Consider the following 23096-nt stretch of genomic DNA (forward strand, 5'->3'; position numbering starts at 1 on the left):
CGCGATCCCGATCACTTCTCATATGTACGCTCACAGCCATTTTCATGCGGCAAGGCTACCCCTCTTGCGTTAACGAAACGGTTTGGCATCCGGGGGGTTTCATTCCCTTATCGACCGTTATCAGTTCCCCGGGACGATGCAAAAAAGCGCCCGTCAGCGTATGACGGCATGATTTACTTGGCTCCTAACCCACCGATAACCGTTCGCACCGTTCTAAACAGAATCAAAGCATCAAGCCAGGCCGACAAGTATTTGATATAGTAAAAATCATAGCAAAGCTTGTAATGAACATCACCTATCTCGGCAACATGCCCTTGATTGACTTGCGCCCAGCCGGTGATGCCCGGCTTGACGACATGACGATAGCTGTAAAACGGCAATTCCCGCTGATACCAGATCGATAACGGAACGGCCTCGGGGCGTGGCCCGATCCAGCTCATCTCTCCCCGCAAAATGTTGACGATCTGCGGCAGTTCGTCGATCCGCAGGCGACGTAACACACGGCCTACGCGGGTCACGCGCAGGTCGTCGTTGAGCGTCATGGCACGCTGGCGTGCGTCATCGTCATGGGTGCCAACCACGCTGGGCTTCATCGTCCGGAATTTGAAAACTGAAAATGGCCGCCCGCGAAAGCCCATCCGCTGCTGCGTGAAGAGGACGGCGCCCGGAGAGTCGATCTTGATGGCGACGGCGACGAGCACGAGCAGCGGGAGCAGCAACGGCAGCAACGTGATGGCGCAGACCAGATCGGCGACCTGTTTGAGTTTGCCGTAACCTTCGTTGGGCGCCAGCGATCCCAGCGTATTCTCGCTGATATGGGCAATTTCCAATTGCCCCGTGATCGATTCGACCAGCTGCTTGAGATGATAGACCGGCACCGCCTCCAGCGCCGCTTCCGCCAGCATGCGCTCCCACGCATCGTCGATATCGGCGCGTAGATCGACCACGATGCCCGAACCTGGCGACGCCGGCAGTGTGGCATCGGTCATCATGACCCATTCGATCTGGGCGAAGCTTTGCAACCGCGATACATCGCCGCATGGCACGACATGAAAAACATACGTGTTGGTGCGCAGGCCCAGATAGCACAAAACGAAAAAGCTCAGGATCGCTGTGCCAAGACTGCCCAGCAGAACAGAAATGATATAATCCAGTCTCAAGATCAGCATCACCGCAACGACCACGCCATAAGACGTGAAAAACGACGGCAGCACGTATTCGTACGTTCGGAAGCCGGGGAAAGCGCGAAAGCGCCGAAACAATAGCGTCCCGCCCACCACGCCTATGGCGGAGGCTATCAGCGAATTCTGGCTATTGGTATAGCCGAGCAAACCCCAATCGAGGCGCAAGCCGACCATCGCCGGTAAGCCCACCGCCAATACCAGCCCCACGAGCAGTTGTACGCGCAGCCGATCCGCCGCTGACCGGGCCATGCGATGATTTTGTAATCGGGATTCGAGCATCGGCTCTGTCCCCCAGCGCGCTAGCGGCATGTTGAGCACACCGGATTCCTCCGCGTCGGTCCTTTTCGGCATTCTGGGCGGTCCGATCAGGATCGGCGCGTTCATACCCAAATTGTCGCCGACGGGCAAAAATAATGTAGTGCTGGCTGCAACGTTCGCGTCCGCGGCAGTCCGCGGCAATGGATTACGACAGGCTGGCCGCGGGCGCGCCGACAGCCATTTCGGGAAAGCCGCAAAGCAGATGCGTCTTGTATTTTTCAATCGTTTCTACGCCCCGGACCACTCGGCCACGGCGCAAATCTTGACCGACCTCGCCGAGCATTTTGCGGCCGCGGGCGATAACGTAACGGTGGTTGCCAGTCGCGCACGCTACGGGGAAACAGGACTATTGCCGCCACGGGAAATACTGGCCGGCGTATCGATCGTGCGGTGCTGGACGCCCGCGTCGCGCCTGGGCATGGTCGGGCGGATCGCCGCATATATCGCTTATTACCTCTCCGCTTTTTGGCATGCCCTGCGGCTTGCTGGGCCGGATGCGATCGTGGTCGTCAAGACCGACCCGCCCTTGCTCTCTGTAGTAGTGGGGTTAGCGGTTCGGGCGCGCGGGGGGCGCTTGGTGCAATGGGTGCAGGATTTGTATCCCGAGATCGCCAGTGCCTATGGCATGACCGCCGCCGACAATCGCGCGCTCCGCGCGATCCGCAATTGGTCATTTCACCGCGCCGACAGGCTCGTGGTAATCGGCGGGCTGATGGCCGCCCGCGTGGCCGCGATGGGAATCCCGCACGACCGCATTACGGTGATCGCCAACTGGTCAGACGATATCGACATCACCCCAGCGGCGACGCGATCGCCCACGCTGCGCGCCGAATGGGGAATCGATGCCGAAGCGTTCGTGCTCGAATATTCCGGCAATCTGGGCCGGGCGCACGAATATGATACGCTGTTGAGCGCAGCCGAGCGTCTTCGCCACCGCGCCGAGATCATCTTCCTGTTCATCGGCGGTGGCCATATGTCAGAGGAGCTTTCCGCCGAAGTCGGCGCGCGCGGGCTGACCAACTTCCGCTTCGTGTCGTACCAGCCGCGCACGCGGCTATCCGAGTCGCTGGGCCTCGGCGACGCGCACTGGATCTCGCTGCGCCCCGCGTTCGAGGGGCTGGTGGTGCCAAGCAAGGTGTTCGGCATCTGCGCCGCGGCGCGCCCGATAATCGCCGTGTGCGACCCCACCGGCGAACTCCCGCGGCTGCTGCCCCCCGGCACCGCCTGCCTGTCCGTCGCGCCGGGCGATGGCGTTGGGCTTGCCGACGCTATCGAGATGCTTGCGGCAAATCCGGCGCGCGGCGCGGCGATTGGCCAAGCCGCCCGCGCGCTGCTCGATCGCAACTATCGCAAAGAACATGCGTTTGCTCGTTGGCACGCAGTTTTTGAAAGCCTTGCCGCCGATCGGGCGCCGCAGGTGCCTGGGCCGCGCGCTGTCGATCGCGACCAAGCATGACAGGATGAAGGTGGGGCTGTTCAAGAAAAAGAAGGCGGTCAGTCCGGAGTATATCGATGCCATGCCCGGCACGCCGCAGTGCGGCACGTCGCGGCGCGGCACATCGGGCGCGCGTGCGTATGCCATTGGCGACGTCCACGGCCGGCTCGATCTGCTCCGCGCGCTGATCGACCAGATCATGGTGGACCGGCGTGATCGCCCCTGCGAGCGCGACTACATCGTGTTTCTGGGTGATCTGATCGATCGCGGACCCGACTCGGCCGGCGTGATCGATTACTTGCTTCAGGCTCGTGCCTTCTTGCCCAATCCGATCTTCCTGATGGGCAATCACGAGGAGATGCTGCTGCATACGCTGGAGCGGGATCCCACCAAAATGCGCGATTGGCTGCGCTTTGGCGGGTACGAATGCGCGCAGAGCTATGGCGTCGAAGTCGGGCGGCTGGCGCTGCTTGATCCGCGTGCGGCCGTGGCGCTGGTCCGCAGCGCGATCCCGGCAGCGCACATCGCCTTTATCGACAGCTTCGTCGACAGCTTCCGCTTCGGCGATTATCTGTTCGTTCATGCCGGTATCCGCCCGGGCATACCGATCGAGCAGCAAAATACCCGCGATCTGCGGTGGATCCGGGAGACATTTCTCGACAGCGTCGTGGAGCATCCCTTGCTGGTCGTGCATGGCCACACGATCACCGACGCACCCGATGAGCGCCCCAACCGCATCGGCATCGACACCGGTGCCTATAGCTCGGGTACGCTGACGGCCTTATGTATCGAAGGCAGCGATCGGAAGTATTTACGGGCCGAAATGTAAGCAAAGCGAGCATCTCGCGGCGCTGCTTCTCCCTGGTTAAATAACGCTATAGTTAATGGAGCGATTTCGATGGACATTCGCGCCGCGACAACGTAGCAAGAGTCCGGGCCGGATTCTAAGTGGGTCACAGGGAGACGGAAATGAAATTTTCCTACGCAACCACCGCCCTCGTGATGGCAAGCCTGTCGGCGCCGTCCTTGGCAGCCTCCGCACAGACGGTCGGCACGCTGACCGCGGCTAGCGCAGGTACGGTCGTCGCGCGTGATGGCAAACTGATCGCTGCTCGCCCGGGTCAAACGCTATATGCTGGTGATCGCGTGATGACGCGCGGCAAGGCCAAGGCCAGGGTTTCGATGTCGGGCTGCAGTTACGCGCTGGGCCTCAGCTCGATCCTGTCGGTTGGCAAGGGCGCATGCACGGCAACCGCGCAATCGCTGGCCGTACAGGACGACGGTAGTGCCCCTGGCGCCGCTGGTGGTAGCGGCAGCGGCGTGGTGGTCGCGGTCGCAGCGCTCGCCGCGGTAGGGCTTGGCATCTATGTGGCGGTCGACGAAAACGATTCGACGCCGGCAAGCCCCTGATCCTATTCGCGCGATCGAGAAGGTAGAGGCCGGGCAGATGCCCGGCTTTTTTTTGGCGTCGCCCCATCACCTATGCTGACGTGACCGCTATTGTCGGAAAGCGGTTCGGCAGCACGCCAACGCGCTATCACCCGCCAGCGACGCGGCAGCGCATCCTGGAATGGTGCGCGCTGCGCATCCCGGAATGGTGCGCGCTGCGCATCCTGGAATGGTGCGCGCTGCGCATCGGCAGAATATCAAACGACATCGGCGACGGGGCGCCACGCGAGGCGTATCGGTTTATTGCGCGGTTAGACTGATGCGCCAGCCAGCCCGCGGCCCGGTGCAGCTGCCGCGGTCGAGCCCGCCCGGTTCCGCATCGCCAGATCGGCCGTCCCCGCGTGGCCGGGACGGCCGGCTGGATTACTGACCAGGCAGCGGCTGCGGCGCGCCGCCCGGGGCGGCCTGGCCCGGTGCGCCCGGAGCGCCCGGTGCGCCGCCCTGTTGCATCATCTGCTGCTGCATCTGCAGGCGGCGGACGGTTTCCTCGGGCAGGAATTCGATCATCTCGACATCGAAGATCAGCACGTTCTTGGCCAGTTCGGCAGCGGGGCCGTCGAGCGGCGGCGCACCGGCCGGGCGCGGCGCACCGTAACCGAGCTCGGGCTTGAGCCAGAAGCGGTATTTGGCGCCCTTCGGCATCAGCTTGAGCGCTTCGGAGAAACCCGGGACGACACCGGAAACCGCCATCGGCGTCGGCTGCTGCGATTTGTCGAACGTGCTGCCATCGGGCAGCTTGCCCTCGTAATTGACCAGCGCGATGTCGCTGTCGGTCGGCTTGGGGCCGGGCGTGCCGGGGGCGAGGATCAGATATTGCAGCCCCGACGGCGTCTCGATCACGCCCTTCTGCCGCTTGTTCTTGGCCAGCAGATCGACCGCCGGGTTGCCCGGCGCAGCGGCGGCAAGCGCAAACGCGCCCAGGGCGGCGGCCAGCACGCCAAGCCAGATCAGCACGAGCACACCGCGCTTGGTCGGCTGCAGGGGAACGGCGGTGATGCTGGACATGGGGCTGCCTTGGGCTCGACGGCGCACCGCCGGTTGTATCAACTCAGGGGTAGAACGGGGCGGCAGCGCGCCGCCCCGGAGGTCTTACCGGGCGCCGTCGCGCTCCAGGCGCTTGCGCTCCAGCTTGCGCGCACGGCGGATTGCCGCGGCGCGCTCACGCGCACGCTTTTCGCTCGGCTTCTCGTAATGCCGGCGCAACTTCATCTCGCGATACACACCTTCGCGCTGCAGCTTCTTCTTGAGGGCGCGCAGCGCCTGGTCGACATTGTTGTCGCGAACGATGATTTGCATGTTGTGTAGACGCTCCGAATGTTGTGGCCGGGGGTTCGACCGAATCAATACCTAAACGCCGTCGCAAACCATAAGGTTCACGCCGCGAAGGCGAGCGCCGTAGCAGTGGGGCGGTGCGCTTTCAAGCCAAAAGCCCCGACCACCGCCCAGCGCGCCCTGCCCTTTGCCGGACGGCTCCGGCTTCGCTAAGGCGGGCGGCATGACCTCGCTGACCCTTTATAACAGTCTCTCGCGCCGCCTCGAGACGTTCACCCCGCTCGATCCCGCCAACGTGCGCGTCTATTCGTGCGGGCCGACCGTCTATAATTACGCGCATATCGGCAATCTGCGCGCCTATGTCTTCACCGATACGCTGAGCCGTGCGCTGACCTGGAAGCGCTATCCGCTGACGCATATCATCAACATCACCGATGTCGGCCACCTCACCTCGGACGCCGATGCCGGCGACGACAAGATGGAGGCCGCGGCAAAGGCCAGCGCGCAGAGCATCTGGGATATCGCCGCGCATTATACCGCGGCGTTCAAGCAGAACCTCAGCGATCTCAACATCCGCGCGCCCAGCGCCTTCCCGCTCGCCACTGATCATATCGCCGAGATGATCGCGTTCGGCGAGCAGATCTCGGCGCATTGCTACCAGCTCGACAGCGGGCTCTATTTCGATACCGGCAGCGTGCCCGATTATGGCCGCCTCGCCGGCACGCATGACGATGAGCGCGAAGGCCGCATCGATCCCGTCGCGGGCAAGCGCCACCCGCAGGATTTCGCGATCTGGCGCAAATCGGCGCCGGGCGAGAACCGCCAGATGGAGTGGGATTCGCCCTGGGGTCGCGGCGCGCCCGGCTGGCATCTCGAATGCTCGGTGATGAGCCAGAAATATCTGGGGGCCAGCTTCGACATTCATACCGGCGGGATCGATCACCGCGAGATCCACCACCCCAACGAGATCGCGCAGAACCAGGCGCATTGCGGCTGCGCGGACACGGGCGCCACCTTCTGGATGCACAACAATTTCCTGGTCGAGCGCTCTGGAAAGATGAGCAAATCGGGCGGCGGCTTCACCACGCTGCAGACGCTGATCGATCTCGGCGTGCATCCGCTCGCCTATCGCCTGATGTGCCTGCAGGCGCATTATCGCAGCGAGCTGGAGTTCAGCCTGGAAAATCTCGCCGCCGCCTTCACCCGGCTCAAGCGGCTGGTGATCGTGGTCCAGGCGCTGCAGGCCAAAGCGGAAGGCGCGATCGAGGAACCGTGGAACAGCCCGTGGCTCGATCAGCTCGACGCGGCGATCTCGGACGATCTGAACACGCCGCGCGCGCTGCCGCTGCTCGACGAGATGCTCGCCGACAAGAAGCTGAAGCCGGGCGAGCGGCTGGCCTTGCTGGCGCGGTTCGATGAGCTGCTCGGGCTGGATCTCGCCACCCTGCCCCGCATCGCGCTGCGCCTGCGCCCGGCCAGCGCGACGCTCAGCGACGCCGAGATCGACGCGCAGCTGGCCGAACGCATCGCGGCGCGCGCGGCAAAGGATTTCGCCCGCTCCGACGCGATCCGCGACGCGCTGGCCGCGGCCGGGGTCGAGGTGATGGATGGCGATCGGCTGGTGTGGGACTGGAAGCTGAGCTTTTAGAGAAGCACCGCTCGGGAGCGCAATCTGCGGAGGGGAACGCTGAACGGCACAATGTGGTGGATAGCGGTCATGCGACCAATTGAGGTTTCAACGCCGCTAGCATCGCCTGCGCCTCTTCACGTTCGTACTCGGCAATGTATTCAGAGGTGCGCGCGACAGCGAGGCACTGCAATGCCGCCTGAACGTCTCTTCGCACCCCTGTGCCGCTAATATAGCATTTTGCCATTTCAAGCTGCGCACTGCCGTCCCCTGCAAGGGCAACACGCTGATACCAGCGGAACATCACACGCTTATTGCCCGTCTCGCGATAGAGTATCGCAATGTTTGTAGCTGCCGCGTGACTGCCGCGCTTCCAAGCCTTCCTGTAAAGTTTCATCGCCAAAGCTTTGTCAGCAGCTACACCTTCGCCCACGTCATACATGTAGCCCAAGGCTTGAAAGCACATGGCACCTACGATCTCGCGCAGCGGTCGTGGAATCAGTCTCGGCACCATTTTGTATGCCTTGACGTCTCCCGGCTCGAAGCTTTGATAGCGGCGGTTAGGTTTACCGAGCGTCTGTTGCTCCCAACATGCCAATCAAACCCTCTACCGAGTATGGCTTGCGCAGCAGCGGAAAGCCATGGTCGCTGTCTTCGGCGAGCACATGGCTATACCCTGTGGTCAGAATAACACCGAGATCGGGCCAACGATCGCTAATATGCCGAGCGAGTTCGAGCCCGTTCATGCCCGGCATAATGACGTCAGTGATAACAAGGTCGATCTTGCTGCGGGCGGTGCTCAAAAGTTCGAGTGCCGCATTGCCATCCTGCACCCAGGTGACGATTTGGCCAAGTTCCTCGAGCAGCCCACGAGCAAGCTGGCCGACCGCTTCGTTGTCCTCGACCAGCAGGACACGCTTGGTCGCAAGCGGATGATTCCGCACGGTGTGGCGCGCGCCACGCTGCTGCCGCTGCGCCGCCGCAAAAGGCAGATAGAGCGTAAAGACGGTGCCAACACCAACCTCGCTCTGTACCTCGATCTCGCCGCCCGATTGCTTGGCAAAGCCGTGGACTTGGCTGAGACCCAGCCCGGTCCCCTTGTTCAGCCCCTTCGTGGAGAAAAACGGTTCGAAAATCTTGCCTATCGTTTCCGGCGCGATGCCGCTGCCCTGGTCAACGATCCGCACGGCGACGAAGCTACCCCCAGCCGCGCTGTGGCCGCGCACGGCCGGCAAGCCCTCAACAACCTGGGTGACGATCGCCAACGTGCCGCCAGCCGGCATGGCGTCGCGCGCGTTTATCACGAGGTTTAACACGGCAGTCTCGAACTGGTTGAGATCGGCATTGACCAAGGCCCCCTCTCCCGCGTCGATCGTCGCCGCGATCGTCGGGCCTACGCTGGTCTCGATCATCTGCTGCATTGCCTTGACGCGCTTTCCCGCATCGAAAATTTCAGGTTTCAACGGCTGACGTCGCGAGAAGGCAAGCAATTGGGACGTGAGTGCGGCAGCACGATCGGCCGTGTCGGAGATCGCCTCGACATAGCGCTCGCGCTTCTCTGGGCTGAGCGCTGGCATCTTCAGCAGATCGGCCGACGAACGGATGATCGTGAGCAGGTTATTGAAGTCGTGCGCCACGCCGCCCGTAAGTTGCCCGACCGCTTCCATCTTCTGCGCCTGCGCCATCGTTTCACGCGCCCGCTCGACCTCTTGGTGTGCATGCCACCGTTCGGTCAGATCGCGTGTCACTTTGGCGAAGCCGATCAGCGCACCGCCTTCGTCGTAGATCGGATCGATCAGTACACCAGCGCGAAATCGCGACCCGTCCTTACGCACGCGCCAGGACTCGACCTCGTATTTGCCCATCTCCGTGGCCACACTGAGCGCTCGCTGGGGCTCGCCGGCCTGGCGATCTTCTTCCGTATAGAAAGTCGAAAAGTGGCGTCCCACGATCTCGTCCGCGCTGTAGCCCTTGATCGCTTGAGCACCCGGGTTCCAGTTGGTCACGTTGCCCGTGGGATCGAGCATGTAGATGGCGTAATCCTTCACACCCTGCACAAGCAGGCGAAAACGCTGTTCGCTTTCCAGAAGCGCGCGCGCCGCCGCCCGCTTATCGGTGACGTCGCGCGTCACCTTGGCAAAGCCAATCACGTTGCCGGCATCATCAAGAACAGGATCGATGACCACGCTCGTCCAGAAGCGCGTTCCGTCCTTGCGGACTCGCCAGCCTTCACATTCGAACGTGCCGAGCTCTGCGGCGGTGTCCAGTGCCCGCTGCGGCAGACCGCTTTCGCGGTCCTCTTCAGTGTAAAACAGGGAGAAGTGCTGCCCAATGATCTCGGCGGCGGTATAGCCCTTGAAGCGCTGCGCGCCCGCATTCCAGGTGGCGACCCGACCCTCTCGATCGAGCAGGTAGATCGCATAATCCTTGATCGCGTTGACCAGGAGCTCGAACCGCCCATCCCCTCTTATATCGTCCAGGTTTCTCCTCTCGGTCACAGGCTCGTCCGTCATACGCTATCATTCCTGCGGTGCGCGGCTTTCCTGATACTTGGGAAAGCTCCGTGGCGCTTTCCCTAGGACAGGATCGCAACTGAGTCGCTGAGTCAACCATGCCGCAGGGGGCGCTCCGGACGATCCGCCAGCTACGCCAACGCGTCGGAGGACGAACAACAGCAACTCTTCCCTCGGCGTTTGCAGGCCGATACCCGCATTGGCACCGCGCCTGCCGGCAGATCGGGCTCTCCCCGCGGCGGCCGCCGGGTCAATCATTGGGCGGCCGATCATACGATGACGCTCGCGGGCGGTACGCCGATCCTGACGGAACATGCCGTAGGCCACAGGCTATGGCGCCAAGGGCGTCCGCATATTCCGATACCCGTGGCGGGCCGTGAATTGGCAATCCGCTGACGCGCGTTTCGCCAAACTTCCCTGACGCCCTGGGTCTAGTGGGCTCATCCGGTTAAACTCTTGGCGAACGCCTGCCAGGCGGGCGTCATATTGAGCAGGATCCGAAGCGCCTGCGTCGCGACAAAGAAGCCGCCGCCCCAGACTGTTGCCGGATGCACCTTGCCGCTTGTCCGCACATCGTAAACCACCAGGGCGCCGAGCAATATATCGGTGAGGATCATCCCCCCGATCGGCGGCGCCAGTCCCATTTCCGTAAAGCGCGTGATGCGCGCGAGCGGGGTCGTCAAGACCGCCGCCGTCCCCAGGAACATCAAGCGCTTGTGCCACGCGGACCGCTTGCGCATCACCACCGCCGCGCCGACCAGCACCGCAAATGTCACGATTGCGCCAAGCGGAAAGATCAGCGGCGGCCCGGGCAGCGGCAGATGGCGGGCCGCGGCGACCCGCTTGGAAATGATCGCCGTCGCGATCCCGAGCGGCACCATCACCACCGCCAGGACCACGGCCACCGGGCCGACGATGCGGTGGATGTCGGCCCGACCGACGGCGACCAGCCCGGTCTGCGCGACGTACAGCCCGACCCATGCGGTAAACACGACACCATGAACATGCAGCAGCAGCGATAGTGGCCGGGCACCGAACAGGGGCGCGAGATAATAACTGGGGGCAAAGCCGACAAAAGTCGCGCTGGCGATGATCCCGGCCATGATAACGAAAAACCATCGCTCGTTACTGAGGCGGGTTGGGCCATGCTTCGCTAGTGTCGCCACGGTTATTTCCTCATCCAATAAGGTGATGCCGCTGTGCAATTAGCTTCTGGTAAAATCCTTTGTTTGAATAGCATTGCGCACGCTACGCAGCGTCGGCGACAAGTCGCCCCCCCTCGGACTCGAAGTGCGCAACGCAGCCGAGCGAGTCTCTATAAAGGCACTTTACGATGCTCTAAATCAATTTCATCTCAGCAAAACATAACGCTCCTGCCGGAAGACGTCTAGTTACACAGGCCGCCAACCACGTCGCCCGGCGCGGAACCACAAAAGGCTCCGGGTCAATCGGGGATGCAACACGCTACGCCGTTGCGCGATCGTTCTCAACGCCGCCCGTATAAGGCTTGGCCGGTCCAATGGAGGACTTCAGCACCGCTAGGTTCTGCCTTGTGATAGGCGGCAAACGACAAAAAGCGGGAGCGCACTCAGAACCCCACCTGCCGTGTCGGCAGATCAGTCGGGTTCGACCGCCATCAGCGTGGTGTCGGCATATTTGAAGCTACCCTGATCGAACAACGGGCTGACCTGGAAAGCGCGCGGCGTGATGCGCAGCGCGGTTAGGCCGATCAGCTTGAACGTACCCATCTTGGCTTCCTTGGGCGGCTTGCCATCGCGCGCCAGCACCTCGGCGTCGATGAACAACTCGTCATGCTTGGTATAAATGACATGCGGCGCAAGCGTCATCTCGACCTTGTTGTAGGTCGCAGCGAGGCACATTTTGCGCACGATCGCCTCGAACACGGTGGGCGTGGTCGTGGGCGTCTGGACGGGCGGCCGCTCAGCGGTCAAAGTCTCTGTCATAACGCTATCATACCAATTGCGCTGCAGTGCAGCAAGAAACTTTACGGTAAACGCTATCTTTCGCAAAAGCGTGTGATCGCATGATCGAGGCCCGCGGCGATCGCCCAGCCCGATCTCGCCCCATCCCATTGGGGCGACGCGGCAGCGGAACTCCGCTGCCCGGCAATCCGTTCACGCTGAACGATTTGCCAGCGTAACGGAGTTTCCCCATGCCCTATATCCAGACGCGCGACGGTACCGATCTCTACGTCAAGGATTGGGGCAGCGGCCGCCCCGTCGTCCTCATCCACGGCTGGCCGCTCTCCGCCGACAGCTGGGACGCGCAGGCCATGGCATTGGCCGAGGCGGGCTTCCGCGCCATTGCTTATGACCGCCGCGGCTTCGGTCGCTCGGCCCAGCCCTGGACCGGCTATGATTACGACACGCTGGCCGACGATCTTGCCGACGTGCTCGAACAGACCGGCGCGGACGACGCGACGCTGGTCGGCTTCTCGATGGGCGGTGGCGAGGTCGCGCGCTACATGAGCCGGCACGAGGGCAAAGGCGTGATCGGTGCCGGGCTGATCTCCTCGGTCGTGCCCTATATGCTGAAGACCGAGGATAACCCGCATGGCGTGCCCGAGGCGCAATTGCAGGCGATCGGCGACGGAATCAAGAAAGACCGCCCGGGCTTCTTCCACAGCTTTTTGCAGGATTTCCTCGGCGTCGGCTTCATCTCCTCGCCGGTCAGCAGCCAGACGGTCGACTGGGCCTGGCGGATGGCGATGCAGGGCGGCCTGAAGCCGATCCTGGCGTGCGCGGAGTCGTTCGGCCACACCGATTTCCGCGGCGACCTGCCCGCTTTCCGCGTGCCGACCCTGGTCGTGCACGGCACCGCCGACAAGACCGTGCCGATCGACCCCACTGGTCGCGCCGCGGCCAACGGCATCGCGCAAGCACAACTGGTGGAATATGATGGCGCGCCGCATGGCCTGACGATCACCGAAAGCGACCGCTTCACGCGGGATCTGCTGACCTTCCTCGGCCGCGGCCGCACCGGCGCCGATCACGAAGCACAGCTCATCGCGGGCTGACCCGCCTTGCCCGCGCAGACGGCCATCATGTCATGCAAGAAGTGAGAGTCGCACGAAGCCACGAAGCCACGAAGAGAAGCACTTCTTCGTGGCTTCGTGGCTTCGTGCGAAATCCGTTTCACAGACGAATGCCGCGGCGCGCGAGCAGCCCACCTTACATTCCATAAGGAAGAGAATTTCGCGCTGAGACGCAAAGACGCGAGGAGAAGGTGTCGTCTTCGTCTTAGCGTCTTAGTGCGAAAAATTCTTTTTGATGGACCGTGCCCACCCGCAAAGCACCGCACCAACACAGCGCTGCCTCATTTCAGCGGGACGATGACCTCGTCCGGATGCACGACGTTCAATTTCTCGCGCGTCAGCTCGTCCACCATGTCGGGATCGGCGCGTTTCGGATCGAGCAACGCCACCTTGTTCTGCCATTCGGCGCGCTTGATCTTCAGCCCCGCCAATTGCACTTCGCGCACGCTCAGCTGCCGCTTCACGTCGCCATAAGCGCGCGCGCCGTTCGGCCCCAGTACGGTGTACGCGGCGAGGCCGGTGATCACGATCACCACCACCGCCGGCACCACCGCGCCACGCAGCATCATCGAAAGGGTCGAACGTTTCGCCATACGCCCGATTCTCGCAGGCTAACCGCCGCGCATCAAGACAATTCAGCCTCGATTCGGGGAGATCATCCGCGCAGCACGCCACGCCCCGCATAAACGGCGGCGTCACCCAGCTCTTCCTCGATGCGGATCAGCTGGTTGTATTTGGCCAACCGGTCGCTGCGCGCCAGGCTACCCGTCTTGATCTGCCCGCAATTGGTCGCCACCGCCAGATCGGCGATCGTCGCATCCTCCGTCTCACCCGAGCGATGCGACATCACTGCGGTATACCCTGCGCGATTGGCCATCGACACCGCTTCCAGCGTCTCGGTCAGCGTGCCGATCTGGTTGACCTTGACGAGGATCGAGTTGGCGATCTTCTCGTCGATGCCACGCTTGAGCCGCTTGGGATTGGTCACGAACAGATCGTCGCCGACCAATTGCACCTTGTCGCCAACCAGATCGGTCAGCGCCTTCCAGCCGGCCCAGTCATCCTCGGCCATGCCGTCCTCGATCGAGAAGATCGGGTAGCGGCGCGTCAGATCGGCGAGATATTCCGCCATCTCGGCGCTTTCGAGAATGCGGTTCTCGCCCGAGATATTGTACTTGCCGTCCTTGAAGAATTCGGTCGCCGCGCAATCCAGCGCGATCATCACGTCATCGCCCGGCGTGTAGCCGGCCTTTTCAATCGACGACATGATGAAATCGAGCGCTGCGCTGGTGCTGGCGATGTTGGGCGCAAAGCCGCCTTCGTCGCCCACCGAGGTTGCCAGCCCCTGATCGTGCAAGCCCTTCTTGAGCGTATGGAATATCTCCGAGCCGCAGCGCACCGCGTCGAACAGATTGTCCGCGCCCACCGGCACGATCATGAATTCCTGGAAATCGATCGGATTGTCGGCATGCTCGCCGCCGTTGATGATGTTCATCATCGGCACCGGCAGCACATGCGCCGAAACGCCGCCGACATAGCGATACAGCGGCAAACCGCGTGCATCCGCCGCCGCCTTGGCCACCGCAAGGCTCACGCCCAAAATCGCGTTGGCGCCCAGCCGGCTTTTATTCTCGGTGCCGTCGAGGTCGATCATCGCATGATCGACGTCGCTCTGGTCCTCGGCATCCATGTCGAGCACGGCATCGGCGATCTCGCCATTCACCGCATCGACCGCGCCCTGCACGCCCTTTCCCAGCCAGCGGCTCTTGTCGCCGTCGCGCCGTTCGACTGCCTCATGTGCCCCGGTCGACGCGCCCGATGGCACGGCCGCACGCCCGAAACTGCCGTCCTCCAGCATTACATCCACCTCGACCGTCGGGTTACCGCGGCTGTCGATGATCTGGCGAGCGTGCAGGTCGATGATTGCGGTCACGAAACGATCCTTCTATTCTGGCCGCCGCGCGGCAATGCGCATGGCCTCTATCGGCTATCGCCGCCTCGGGCAATTCGGCAGCCCGATGGAACCGCGCTGCCCGCGGCCAGTTGGACGGTTAACAACGGAAAGGGCGAGATCATGGCCGACCAGAACGACAAATCATTCACCGCGACAACCAGCAACGCGAGCGAAGACGCAGCGCCGACCGGCACCGGTTTCAGCCCCCAGGGCCAGTCGAGCGGCCAGAACAACGCCTCGGATGACGCGGCCGGGCAGGCGGCGCCCGCTGCCACGAGCACCGCACAGACGCTTAAGGAGGGCGCTGCCAAAATCACGCAAAGCGTCGGTGATCACGCCAAAACTTATGTCGAAGATGGCAAGTCACGCGCCGGTAGCGCACTCGATGAACTCGCCACGATGCTCCAGGATGCGGCCGGAACGGTTGAGGACAAGGTCGGCGCGCAATATGGCCAATACGCCCGCAGTGCGGCCGATGCGGTGACCGGATTTTCCGAATCGCTGAAAGCCAAGAATGTCGACGATTTGATCGCCGACGCAACGGGCTTCGTGCGCAAGAGCCCCGCGATCGCCATCGGCACGGCAGCGGCGATCGGCTTCGTACTGGCGCGTCTCGTCCAGTCGGGGCTAAATGCCGATAACGATCGCGCATGATGCGGCGGCGGCGGAGGCAGATATGATGACGCAGCCGCCGCCCGAGCCAAGCATCGGCGCCTTGGCCGGCGATCTCGTAGCGGACGCCCGCGCTTATGCTTTGGCGGAGGTCGCGGTCTACCGCGCCAAAGCCACCGTCTGGCTGGGCGAGGCCAAGTTCGTTGCGATCTTCGGCGTATCCGCACTGGTGCTGGCCAACGCTGCGGTCATTGCCTTGTTCGTCGGCCTGCTGCTCACGCTGGCGCCGCGCGTCGGCCCGGGCTGGGCCACAGTGATCGTCGTCGGTGGTACGCTGGTGCTGGTCGCGCTGCTCGGCTGGCTCGCGCTGCGCCGTGTGCGCAAGATGAGTGCCGCCAAATGACCGATGCCATCTTTGCCGCCGAAGCGCAGGCTGCTGCGGCCCGCGCGCGGCTCGGCGTAACGCTTGCCACGCTGCAGGCGCGCATTGCGCCCAAGGCACTGGTGCAGGTCGCCGCTCAGGGCCTGAAGGCCAAGGGGCAGGCCGTGGCGCAAGACGGCGCTGAGATCGCGCGCCGTTATCCGCTGACGGTGGCCGGTGCCGTTGCTGCCGTCAGCCTGTTCCTCGCACGCCGGCCCATCGCCCGCCTGTTTGCCCGACCGCCCCATGCAACCTCGCTGGCGCCTGATAGTTTGACCTCCAAACCGCCCCGCGCTGTCAAAAGGAAACTGAAATGACCGATCCCGTTACCCAGAAGGGCGCCAACACCGACTCCTCCCAGCAGAGCACGATCGAGAAGACCCGTGTCGCCGCCGTCCACGCGCTCGATACCGCGCGTGATGGCGCGCGTGACGTCGCCGATCGCACCGTCCAGGTGATTGAAGCCAATCCGCTGCCGATGCTGATCGGTGGCATGGCCGTCGGTGCGCTCGCCGGCGCATTGCTGCCGCGCAGCAATCGCGAAGCGGCGTTGCTTGCTCCCGTCGGCCGCAAACTGCGCACCACTACTACCGATGCGGTGCATAATGCCAAGACCACCGGCCTTGCCGAGCTTGGCGCGCTGGGCCTCAGCAAGGGCGCGCTTAGTGAGCAGGGCGGCAAGCTCGTCGGCGGCATCTTGACCGCGTTGGTCACCGCCGGCACCGCCGCCATGACCGCATCAAAAGAGGCCAAGGCCAAGAGCGACGCCAGCGCGGAATAGACGCGAGGCTGAGGCGAGGCTAAGGCCGTTCGTGACAACCTACCCTGCGGGAATCACGATCATGAGCAAGCTCCACCTCGTCTTCGGCGGTCGCGTCAGCGATCCCCGGACGCTCGATTTCGACGATCTCGACTCGATCGAGATCGTTGGCATGTTTCCGGATTATAAGAGCGCCGAGAAAGCCTGGCGCGCCGCCGCGCAGCGCACGGTGGACGATGCCGAGATGAAATATGTCGTGGTCCACCTGCACCGGCTAGTGCAGCCCGATCTGATCGCCAAATTAGGCAATTAAGGCGCCCCGCGCCGCCAGCGCCCCGGGGACGGACGGACTCGGGGCTAGGTGCCGATGATGCCTGCTGGACCACCGCGATCGGGGCGGACCGGCAAGAAACCTTAATGGAATGCTAACTGTCTCCTGCCCGTCACATGATGTTGCGATATCGGCGCATCATAACGGCATGGGAGATTCGACACATGGCATCCTTATCGCGGGCTGTAACCGCGCTCCTCATTGCGGCAGCAGCGTTTGCCGGATCGCAGGCCTCGGCCGCGACGCTGGAGGTCACATCCGGTTCGCAACGGTCGTTCATCCTGTCGGCGTTCGGTGCCGCGGGACAGAGCTTCACCGCGCTCGACACCGATCTCACGTCTTTCGGGTTTCAATTTAACGCCCTGAATCCCGGCAATGCGAATTTGCCGTTTACGTTCAATCTATACGCTGGCGAAACGCTGACCGGCGTGGCGCTCGCCACGCGCGTCTTCACGCTGCCGACCAGCATCAACACGCGGACCCCAACCTGGTTCGATTTTGATATTACGGGCACCACCGTGGCAATCGGGCAGAAATATACCGCGGTATTGTCGAGCAGCAGTTCGCGTAACGGCGTGGTGATGGGGCCGGACATCAATATCTTCACCGGTGCCGAACTATCGGGCGATGCCTATGCCGGCGGCAAGGCGCTGTTCACGCGCGAAGTGTATCCGAATTGCGCTCGGACTGGCAATTGCGATCTCAATTTCCGAGTTACCGGCACGACGGCTGTCTCCGCCGTGCCCGAACCCGCTACCTGGGCGATGATGCTCGCCGGGTTTGGCATGACCGGCCTGACGCTGCGCCGGCGTCGGGCCAAACGCGCCGGCCGGGTCTCCTACGCGATCTAAACCCGCGCCCGCACTGGACGATAACGATGCCGCCGATCGCACGATCGGCGGCGTCTCACCCGCGCCCGTTCACGCCCCGCGATAGCGCCACAACAGCAACGGCCGCGCCAGCACCAGCCCGACGATGAAGCCACCGATATGCGCGCCGATAGCGATGCGCAGATCGCCGTTCAGCCCCGCCAGCCCGGTGAGCAACTGGATGCCGATCCATGCCGCCGCCAGCCACAGCACGTGCAGCACGCTGGCCGGCACCGGCCCGAGCGGCTTGGCGCGCATCTGCCCGTAATAGAGCGAATAGGCCGCAATCACCGCGGAGATCGCGCCCGAGGCGCCGACCATCGGCGCGGTGCCGGCCGGATCCTGCAGCCACTGCCCCGCCGCCGCGCCATACGCGCCGACCAGATACAGGATGATCAGCCCGCGCGCGCCCACCGCGCGCTCGGTCATCTGCCCACAATAGACCAGCATCACCAGATTGAGCATCAGATGGATAAAATTGGCATGCAGCAGGGCCGAGGTGAGCGGCGTCAGCAGCCACGGCACGCTGGCGCCGAACGCCGCCGGCAGCGCCGCGCCCGAGGCCAGTGCGGGGATGAACCCCGCCACCACCGCGGCATAGCCCGCGCTGCCGGTCATGATGACCAGCCCCGACACGATGATCGTCGCGACCACGAGAACTGTGGTCGCGCGTGCCTGGCGCCAGTCCATGAGGGTTAGATGAACTCGATCTTGGCCACCGAATACCAGCGGTCGCCCGCCGGCACGGTCACTTCGACTTCGTCATCGACACGGCGCCCGATCAGCGCGCGGCCGAGCGGCGAGTTGTACGAGATGCGCCCGCCCTTGGCATCGGCCTCGGTCTGGCCGACGATCTGATAGGTCGATTCCTTCTCGTCCTCATCGATCAGCGTCACGGTGGCGCCGAACACCACCTTGTCGCCGGTCAGATCGCGCGGATCGATAACCTGCGCGCGGCTGAGCTTGTCCTCGATGTCGCTGATCGAGGCTTCGATCTGGCCCTGGCGTTCCTTGGCGGCATGATATTCGGCATTTTCCGAAAGGTCGCCATGCGCGCGCGCTTCCTCGATCGCATCGACGATGGTCGGGCGCTCCGCCTTAAGCCGTTTCAGATCCGCATTCAGCTTTTCATAGCCATCCTGCAGCATCGGCATCTTTTCGACGGTCGCCATCCCTTGTCGTCCTTCGTCAATTACCCCATTCGGCCAGCCCTGAAGGGGCCCGCCCGCACGTTTTATGATTTGGGGGTCAGTTGTGCGAGTGCGAATAATAGGATTGCAGCGGCCGTACTTCAAGGTCGTGGTTGCTTAGCGCCGCAATTGCTCGTGCCGCCTCGACGCTTGCCGCCGCGGTAGTGAAGTGCGGAATCTTCTGCACCAGCGCCGCGGCGCGGATCGGCTGCGAATCCTTGAGCGATTGCCAGCCCTCGGTGGTGTTGAACACCAGATGGATCTGTCCGTCCTTCATCCGGTCGACGATATGCGGCCGCCCCTGCGCCACCTTGTTGACGCGCTCGACGGGCACGCCATTGGCGGTAAGGAATGCCGCTGTCCCATCGGTCGCCACGATGCTGAAGCCTTGCGCCGCCAGCGTCTGCGCCGCGGGGAGGATCACCGGCTTGTCGCTCGGCTTGACCGAAATGAACACCGTGCCCTGGCTTGGCAGAACGGTGCCCGCACCAAGCTCGGCTTTGGCAAAGGCGATGGCGAAATTACTATCGATTCCCATCACTTCGCCGGTTGATTTCATTTCCGGTGAGAGCACTGGATCGACGCCGGGGAAGCGGTTGAACGGAAACACCGCTTCCTTCACGGCATAATAATCGATGTGGCGATCGATCTTGGGCAGATCGGCCAGCTTCTCGCCCGCCATCACGCGCGCCGCAATCTTGGCGATCGGCGCGCCGATCGCTTTGGCCACGAAGGGCACCGTGCGGCTGGCGCGCGGATTGACCTCGATGAGATAGACGAGGCCATCCTTCACCGCGAACTGGATGTTCATGAGGCCCACGACCGACAGTGCATGCGCCAGCGCCACCGTCTGCCGCTCGATCTCGGCGATGATCTCGGGGGAAAGCGAATAAGGCGGGATCGAACAGGCGCTGTCACCCGAATGCACGCCGGCTTCCTCGATATGCTGCAACACGCCGGCGACCGTGACATCCGTCCCGTCGCAGATCGCATCGACATCCACCTCAATCGCATCGCGCAGATATTGATCGATCAGGACCGGCGAGTCGCCCGACACATGCACCGCAGTCGCGATGTAATTATCGAGCTGTTCGAGCGAGTCGACGATCTCCATCGCGCGCCCGCCGAGCACATAGCTCGGCCGCATCAGCACGGGATAACCGATCCGCTCGGCTGCCGCGACTGCCTCGTCGCGGCTGCGGGCCAGGCCATTGGCCGGCTGCAGCAGCTTCAACTTGGTCACCAGCGCGGAGAAGCGCTCGCGATCCTCGGCCAGATCGATTGCGTCGGGCGAGGTGCCGAGGATCGGGATCCCCGCCGCCTCCAGCGCGCGCGCCAGATTGAGCGGCGTCTGCCCGCCAAACTGCACGATCACGCCGACCAGCTCGCCATTCTGCTGCTCGGTATGCAATATCTCCAGCACGTCCTCGGCGGTCAGCGGCTCGAAATACAGCCGATCCGAGGTGTCGTAATCGGTCGACACGGTCTCGGGATTGCAATTGACCATGATCGTCTCATAGCCGGCCTCTTCCAGCGCGAAGCAGGCATGGCAGCAGCAATAATCGAATTCGATGCCCTGCCCGATGCGGTTCGGCCCGCCGCCCAGAATGACGATCTTTCGCCGCGCGCTGGGCTGGCTCTCGCATTCCGGCTCGCCGAAGCTCGGCGCCTCGTAGGTTGAGTACATATACGGCGTCTTGGCATCGAACTCGGCCGCGCAGGTGTCGATGCGCTTGAACACCGGGCGCACGCCAAGCCGGTGGCGCAGCGCGCGCACCTCGTCCTCGGTCACGCCGCCGGTCATCGCCACCACGGCATCGTGGATCAGCCCCGATCCGCGCGCGATGCCGCGCTCCATGCCGCGCAGATTGGCCGATTTGAGCGCCAGATAAGCGAGTCGCTTGTCGCTGAAACCCATCGATTTCAACTTGCGCATGCCCGCAGCGTCGATCGGCAGGCCGTGCTGGCAGACTTGCTCCTCCGCCGCGATAATCTCGGCTATGCGCTCGAGAAACCACGGATCGAACTTGGCGATGGCATGCACCTCGGCCACCGTGAAGCCCTCGCGCAGTGCCTGCGCCGCGACCAGCAGGCGATCCGGTGTGGCGCGCGCCAGTGCCGCCTCGATCTCCGCGCGCGGCGCGCCTTCCAGCGCCTCGATCATGTTGAAGCCGCTGAGCCCGGTTTCCAGCCCGCGCAGCGCCTTTTGCAGGCTCTCGTGAATATTGCGCCCGATCGCCATCACTTCGCCGACCGACTTCATCGCGGTCGACAGGATCGGCTCGGCGCCCTTGAACTTCTCGAACGCGAAGCGCGGAATCTTGGTGACGACGTAATCGATCGTCGGCTCGAACGAGGCCGGCGTGGCGCCGGTAATGTCATTGGTGATCTCGTCCAGCGTATAGCCCACCGCCAGCTTCGCCGCGACCTTGGCGATCGGGAAGCCCGTCGCCTTGGAGGCGAGCGCCGACGAGCGCGACACGCGCGGGTTCATCTCGATCACGATCAGCCGCCCGTCCGCCGGATTGACTGCGAACTGCACGTTCGAGCCCCCCGTCTCCACGCCGATCTCGCGCAGCACCGCGATGCTCGCGTTGCGCATGATCTGATATTCCTTGTCGGTCAGCGTCAGCGCCGGGGCGACGGTGATGCTGTCGCCAGTGTGCACGCCCATCGGATCGATATTCTCGATCGAGCAGATGATGATGCAATTGTCGTTCCGGTCCCGAACGACCTCCATCTCATATTCTTTCCACCCCAACAGCGACTCTTCGATCAGCACTTCGGTGGTCGGCGATGCATCGAGCCCGGAGCGCACGATCGCCTCGAATTCCTCGCGGTTATAGGCGATGCCGCCGCCCGATCCGCCCATCGTGAATGAGGGCCGGATGATCGACGGGAGCCCAGTGCGCTCCAGCACGGCGAATGCCTCGTCGACCGAATGCGCGATGCCCGAGCGCGCGCTTTCCAGCCCGATCCGGTCCATCGCCTCGCGGAATTTCTGCCGGTCCTCGGCCTTGTCGATCGCCTCGGCATCCGCGCCGATCATCTGCACGCCGTATTTCTCCAGCGTGCCGTCATTGAACAGCGCCAGCGCCGTGTTGAGCGCGGTCTGCCCGCCCATCGTCGGCAGCACCGCGTCCGGCCGCTCCTTGGCGATGATCTTGGCCACGATCTCGGGCGTGATCGGCTCGACATAGGTGGCATCGGCGAGGTCAGGATCGGTCATGATCGTTGCCGGGTTCGAATTGACCAGCACGATGCGATAGCCCTCCTCGCGCAACGCCTTGATCGCCTGCGTGCCCGAATAATCGAACTCGCACGCCTGGCCGATAACGATCGGCCCCGCGCCGATGACGAGGATCGAGGAGATGTCAGTACGTTTTGGCATTGCTCAATATGCTCTCATTGAATACGTTGATTGCATTGCAATCACTGGAGGCAGGGTATGGCGAGTGTCACGATCAGAAACCTGCCCGACGACGTGAAGCAGGACTTGCGCGAGCGGGCGGCCAAGAATGGCCGATCGCTCGAAGACGAGGCGCGGCGCGCGCTGATTGCGTTGGTTCGTCCGCCTTCGAGTCCACAGCGGAAATCGATCGGACAGATGCTGTATGACGGAAGCCGTCCAGGTCTCGAACTGCCTATTCCCCCCCGCAGCCGTGCGCGCATTCCGACGTTCGACGATTGATGATTCTCGTCGATACGAATGTCTGGAGTGAGCTTGTCCGCCAGCGCCCGGACAAACGCGTTGTGGCATGGGAACAGGAGCATGCTGAGGAATTGTGGTTGTCGTCGGTCGTGGTCGGCGAGTTTCTGTCAGGCGTGGAAGCGATGCCGCAGGGGACCCGCAAACGCCTGCTGGGCGAAACGTATGAAACGATCCTGGCAATTTACGCCGACCGCCTAATTGGTTTCGATCTGCCTGCGGCCAGGCGCTATGCCGCCGTGCTGACGTTCCAGGAAGCTGCCGGCCGTGACCCTGGGACTGCAGACACGCAGATTGCCGCAACGGCGCTCGCTGCCGGGATGGCGCTTGCGACCCGGAACACCAAGCATTTCGCAGGTCTCGGGCTCGACCTGATAAATCCATGGGAAGCATAAGC

The 23096-nt window shown here is 63.2% G+C and carries 26 protein-coding genes; 14 read left to right on the plus strand and 12 right to left on the minus strand.

The window, feature by feature from the left end; translation table 11 throughout:
- Positions 1-173: 173 nt before the first annotated feature.
- Positions 174-1568 carry a sugar transferase gene (locus ABC969_RS03305; protein ID WP_345862934.1) on the minus strand — a complete coding sequence of 465 codons (1395 nt, stop codon included), beginning with the start codon at positions 1566-1568 and terminating at the stop codon, positions 174-176.
- Between the two features lie 196 nt (positions 1569-1764).
- Between ABC969_RS03305 and ABC969_RS03310 the strand changes: the two genes are divergently transcribed.
- From ABC969_RS03310 to ABC969_RS03325, 4 genes are all read left to right on the plus strand, one after another.
- Positions 1765-2958: a glycosyltransferase family 4 protein gene (locus tag ABC969_RS03310; protein WP_345862936.1), complete on the plus strand. Its 1194-nt coding sequence runs from the start codon at positions 1765-1767 to the stop codon at positions 2956-2958.
- Between the two features lie 4 nt (positions 2959-2962).
- Positions 2963-3766, plus strand: a complete 804-nt coding sequence (locus ABC969_RS03315; RefSeq protein ID WP_345862937.1) for a metallophosphoesterase family protein — start codon at positions 2963-2965, stop codon at positions 3764-3766.
- 140 nt (positions 3767-3906) lie between these two features.
- Positions 3907-4347 (plus strand): hypothetical protein, encoded by a 441-nt coding sequence (locus ABC969_RS03320; protein ID WP_345862938.1) that lies wholly within the window; start codon positions 3907-3909, stop codon positions 4345-4347.
- An 80-nt stretch (positions 4348-4427) separates the two neighbouring features.
- Complete coding sequence (locus tag ABC969_RS03325) at positions 4428-4646, plus strand: hypothetical protein (RefSeq protein ID WP_345862939.1); 219 nt, start codon at positions 4428-4430, stop codon at positions 4644-4646.
- A 103-nt stretch (positions 4647-4749) separates the two neighbouring features.
- Here the strand turns inward: ABC969_RS03325 and ABC969_RS03330 are convergent, their stop codons facing one another.
- Positions 4750-5391 (minus strand): FKBP-type peptidyl-prolyl cis-trans isomerase, encoded by a 642-nt coding sequence (locus ABC969_RS03330; protein ID WP_345862940.1) that lies wholly within the window; start codon positions 5389-5391, stop codon positions 4750-4752.
- 84 nt (positions 5392-5475) lie between these two features.
- Positions 5476-5682 carry a 30S ribosomal protein S21 gene (gene rpsU / locus ABC969_RS03335; RefSeq protein ID WP_069203433.1) on the minus strand — a complete coding sequence of 69 codons (207 nt, stop codon included), beginning with the start codon at positions 5680-5682 and terminating at the stop codon, positions 5476-5478.
- 199 nt (positions 5683-5881) lie between these two features.
- Between rpsU and cysS the strand changes: the two genes are divergently transcribed.
- The gene (gene cysS / locus ABC969_RS03340; protein WP_345862945.1) at positions 5882-7306 is read left to right on the plus strand and encodes a cysteine--tRNA ligase; all 1425 of its coding nucleotides are present in this window, start codon (positions 5882-5884) and stop codon (positions 7304-7306) included.
- A 67-nt stretch (positions 7307-7373) separates the two neighbouring features.
- On the opposite strand, the gene ABC969_RS03345 is transcribed toward cysS, so the two are convergent.
- The 4 genes from ABC969_RS03345 to ABC969_RS03360 all read right to left on the minus strand — a co-directional run bounded on the left by ABC969_RS03345 (position 7374) and on the right by ABC969_RS03360 (position 11762).
- Complete coding sequence (locus tag ABC969_RS03345; protein WP_345862946.1) at positions 7374-7883, minus strand: tetratricopeptide repeat protein; 510 nt, start codon at positions 7881-7883, stop codon at positions 7374-7376.
- On the minus strand, positions 7852-9798 hold the full coding sequence (locus ABC969_RS03350; RefSeq protein ID WP_345862948.1) for a hybrid sensor histidine kinase/response regulator: 1947 nt from the start codon (positions 9796-9798) through the stop codon (positions 7852-7854). Before ABC969_RS03350 ends, ABC969_RS03345 begins: the two co-directional genes overlap by 32 nt.
- Positions 9799-10238: 440 nt before the next feature.
- Positions 10239-10901: a hypothetical protein gene (locus ABC969_RS03355; RefSeq protein WP_345862949.1), complete on the minus strand. Its 663-nt coding sequence runs from the start codon at positions 10899-10901 to the stop codon at positions 10239-10241.
- A gap of 513 nt (positions 10902-11414) precedes the next feature.
- Entirely contained in the window at positions 11415-11762 is a 348-nt protein-coding gene (locus ABC969_RS03360; RefSeq protein ID WP_345862950.1) for a hypothetical protein, read from the minus strand.
- A 209-nt stretch (positions 11763-11971) separates the two neighbouring features.
- Between ABC969_RS03360 and ABC969_RS03365 the strand changes: the two genes are divergently transcribed.
- The gene (locus ABC969_RS03365; protein ID WP_345862951.1) at positions 11972-12835 is read left to right on the plus strand and encodes an alpha/beta fold hydrolase; all 864 of its coding nucleotides are present in this window, start codon (positions 11972-11974) and stop codon (positions 12833-12835) included.
- Positions 12836-13134: 299 nt separating this feature from the next.
- Here the strand turns inward: ABC969_RS03365 and ABC969_RS03370 are convergent, their stop codons facing one another.
- Both ABC969_RS03370 and eno read right to left on the minus strand, forming a co-directional pair.
- Positions 13135-13446 carry an FtsB family cell division protein gene (locus ABC969_RS03370; RefSeq protein ID WP_345862952.1) on the minus strand — a complete coding sequence of 104 codons (312 nt, stop codon included), beginning with the start codon at positions 13444-13446 and terminating at the stop codon, positions 13135-13137.
- Positions 13447-13508: 62 nt separating this feature from the next.
- Complete coding sequence (gene eno, locus ABC969_RS03375; protein WP_345862953.1) at positions 13509-14786, minus strand: phosphopyruvate hydratase; 1278 nt, start codon at positions 14784-14786, stop codon at positions 13509-13511.
- A gap of 141 nt (positions 14787-14927) precedes the next feature.
- Here eno and ABC969_RS03380 point away from each other — a divergent pair, with 141 nt between their 5' ends.
- From ABC969_RS03380 to ABC969_RS03405, 6 genes are all read left to right on the plus strand, one after another.
- Positions 14928-15461, plus strand: a complete 534-nt coding sequence (locus ABC969_RS03380; protein ID WP_345862955.1) for a hypothetical protein — start codon at positions 14928-14930, stop codon at positions 15459-15461.
- Positions 15439-15822 (plus strand): phage holin family protein, encoded by a 384-nt coding sequence (locus ABC969_RS03385; protein ID WP_345862957.1) that lies wholly within the window; start codon positions 15439-15441, stop codon positions 15820-15822. Before ABC969_RS03380 ends, ABC969_RS03385 begins: the two co-directional genes overlap by 23 nt.
- Positions 15819-16157, plus strand: coding sequence for a DUF3618 domain-containing protein (locus ABC969_RS03390; RefSeq protein WP_345862958.1), 339 nt, complete (start codon positions 15819-15821; stop codon positions 16155-16157). Before ABC969_RS03385 ends, ABC969_RS03390 begins: the two co-directional genes overlap by 4 nt.
- Positions 16154-16621, plus strand: a complete 468-nt coding sequence (locus ABC969_RS03395; RefSeq protein WP_345862959.1) for a hypothetical protein — start codon at positions 16154-16156, stop codon at positions 16619-16621. The genes ABC969_RS03390 and ABC969_RS03395 overlap by 4 nt, the downstream gene beginning before the upstream one ends.
- A 61-nt stretch (positions 16622-16682) precedes the next feature.
- A complete protein-coding gene (locus ABC969_RS03400) occupies positions 16683-16913 on the plus strand; it encodes a DUF4170 domain-containing protein (RefSeq protein WP_345862960.1) in 231 nt (76 codons plus the stop codon).
- A gap of 182 nt (positions 16914-17095) precedes the next feature.
- Positions 17096-17782, plus strand: coding sequence for a PEPxxWA-CTERM sorting domain-containing protein (locus ABC969_RS03405; protein ID WP_345862961.1), 687 nt, complete (start codon positions 17096-17098; stop codon positions 17780-17782).
- Between the two features lie 69 nt (positions 17783-17851).
- Here ABC969_RS03405 and ABC969_RS03410 read toward each other — a convergent pair whose 3' ends face one another.
- The 3 genes from ABC969_RS03410 to carB all read right to left on the minus strand — a co-directional run bounded on the left by ABC969_RS03410 (position 17852) and on the right by carB (position 22381).
- Positions 17852-18490, minus strand: a complete 639-nt coding sequence (locus tag ABC969_RS03410; RefSeq protein WP_345862962.1) for a rhomboid family intramembrane serine protease — start codon at positions 18488-18490, stop codon at positions 17852-17854.
- 5 nt (positions 18491-18495) lie between these two features.
- Positions 18496-18972: a transcription elongation factor GreA gene (gene greA / locus ABC969_RS03415; RefSeq protein WP_345862964.1), complete on the minus strand. Its 477-nt coding sequence runs from the start codon at positions 18970-18972 to the stop codon at positions 18496-18498.
- Between the two features lie 76 nt (positions 18973-19048).
- Complete coding sequence (carB, locus tag ABC969_RS03420; protein ID WP_345862965.1) at positions 19049-22381, minus strand: carbamoyl-phosphate synthase large subunit; 3333 nt, start codon at positions 22379-22381, stop codon at positions 19049-19051.
- Between the two features lie 57 nt (positions 22382-22438).
- Here carB and ABC969_RS03425 point away from each other — a divergent pair, with 57 nt between their 5' ends.
- Positions 22439-22681, plus strand: a complete 243-nt coding sequence (locus tag ABC969_RS03425; protein WP_345862967.1) for a FitA-like ribbon-helix-helix domain-containing protein — start codon at positions 22439-22441, stop codon at positions 22679-22681.
- Entirely contained in the window at positions 22681-23094 is a 414-nt protein-coding gene (locus ABC969_RS03430; protein ID WP_345862970.1) for a PIN domain-containing protein, read from the plus strand. Before ABC969_RS03425 ends, ABC969_RS03430 begins: the two co-directional genes overlap by 1 nt.
- Positions 23095-23096: the final 2 nt, after the last annotated feature.

The sequence above is a fragment of the Sphingomonas qilianensis genome (assembly GCF_039614825.1).
GTDB classification, from domain to species: Bacteria; Pseudomonadota; Alphaproteobacteria; order Sphingomonadales; family Sphingomonadaceae; genus Sphingomonas; species Sphingomonas qilianensis.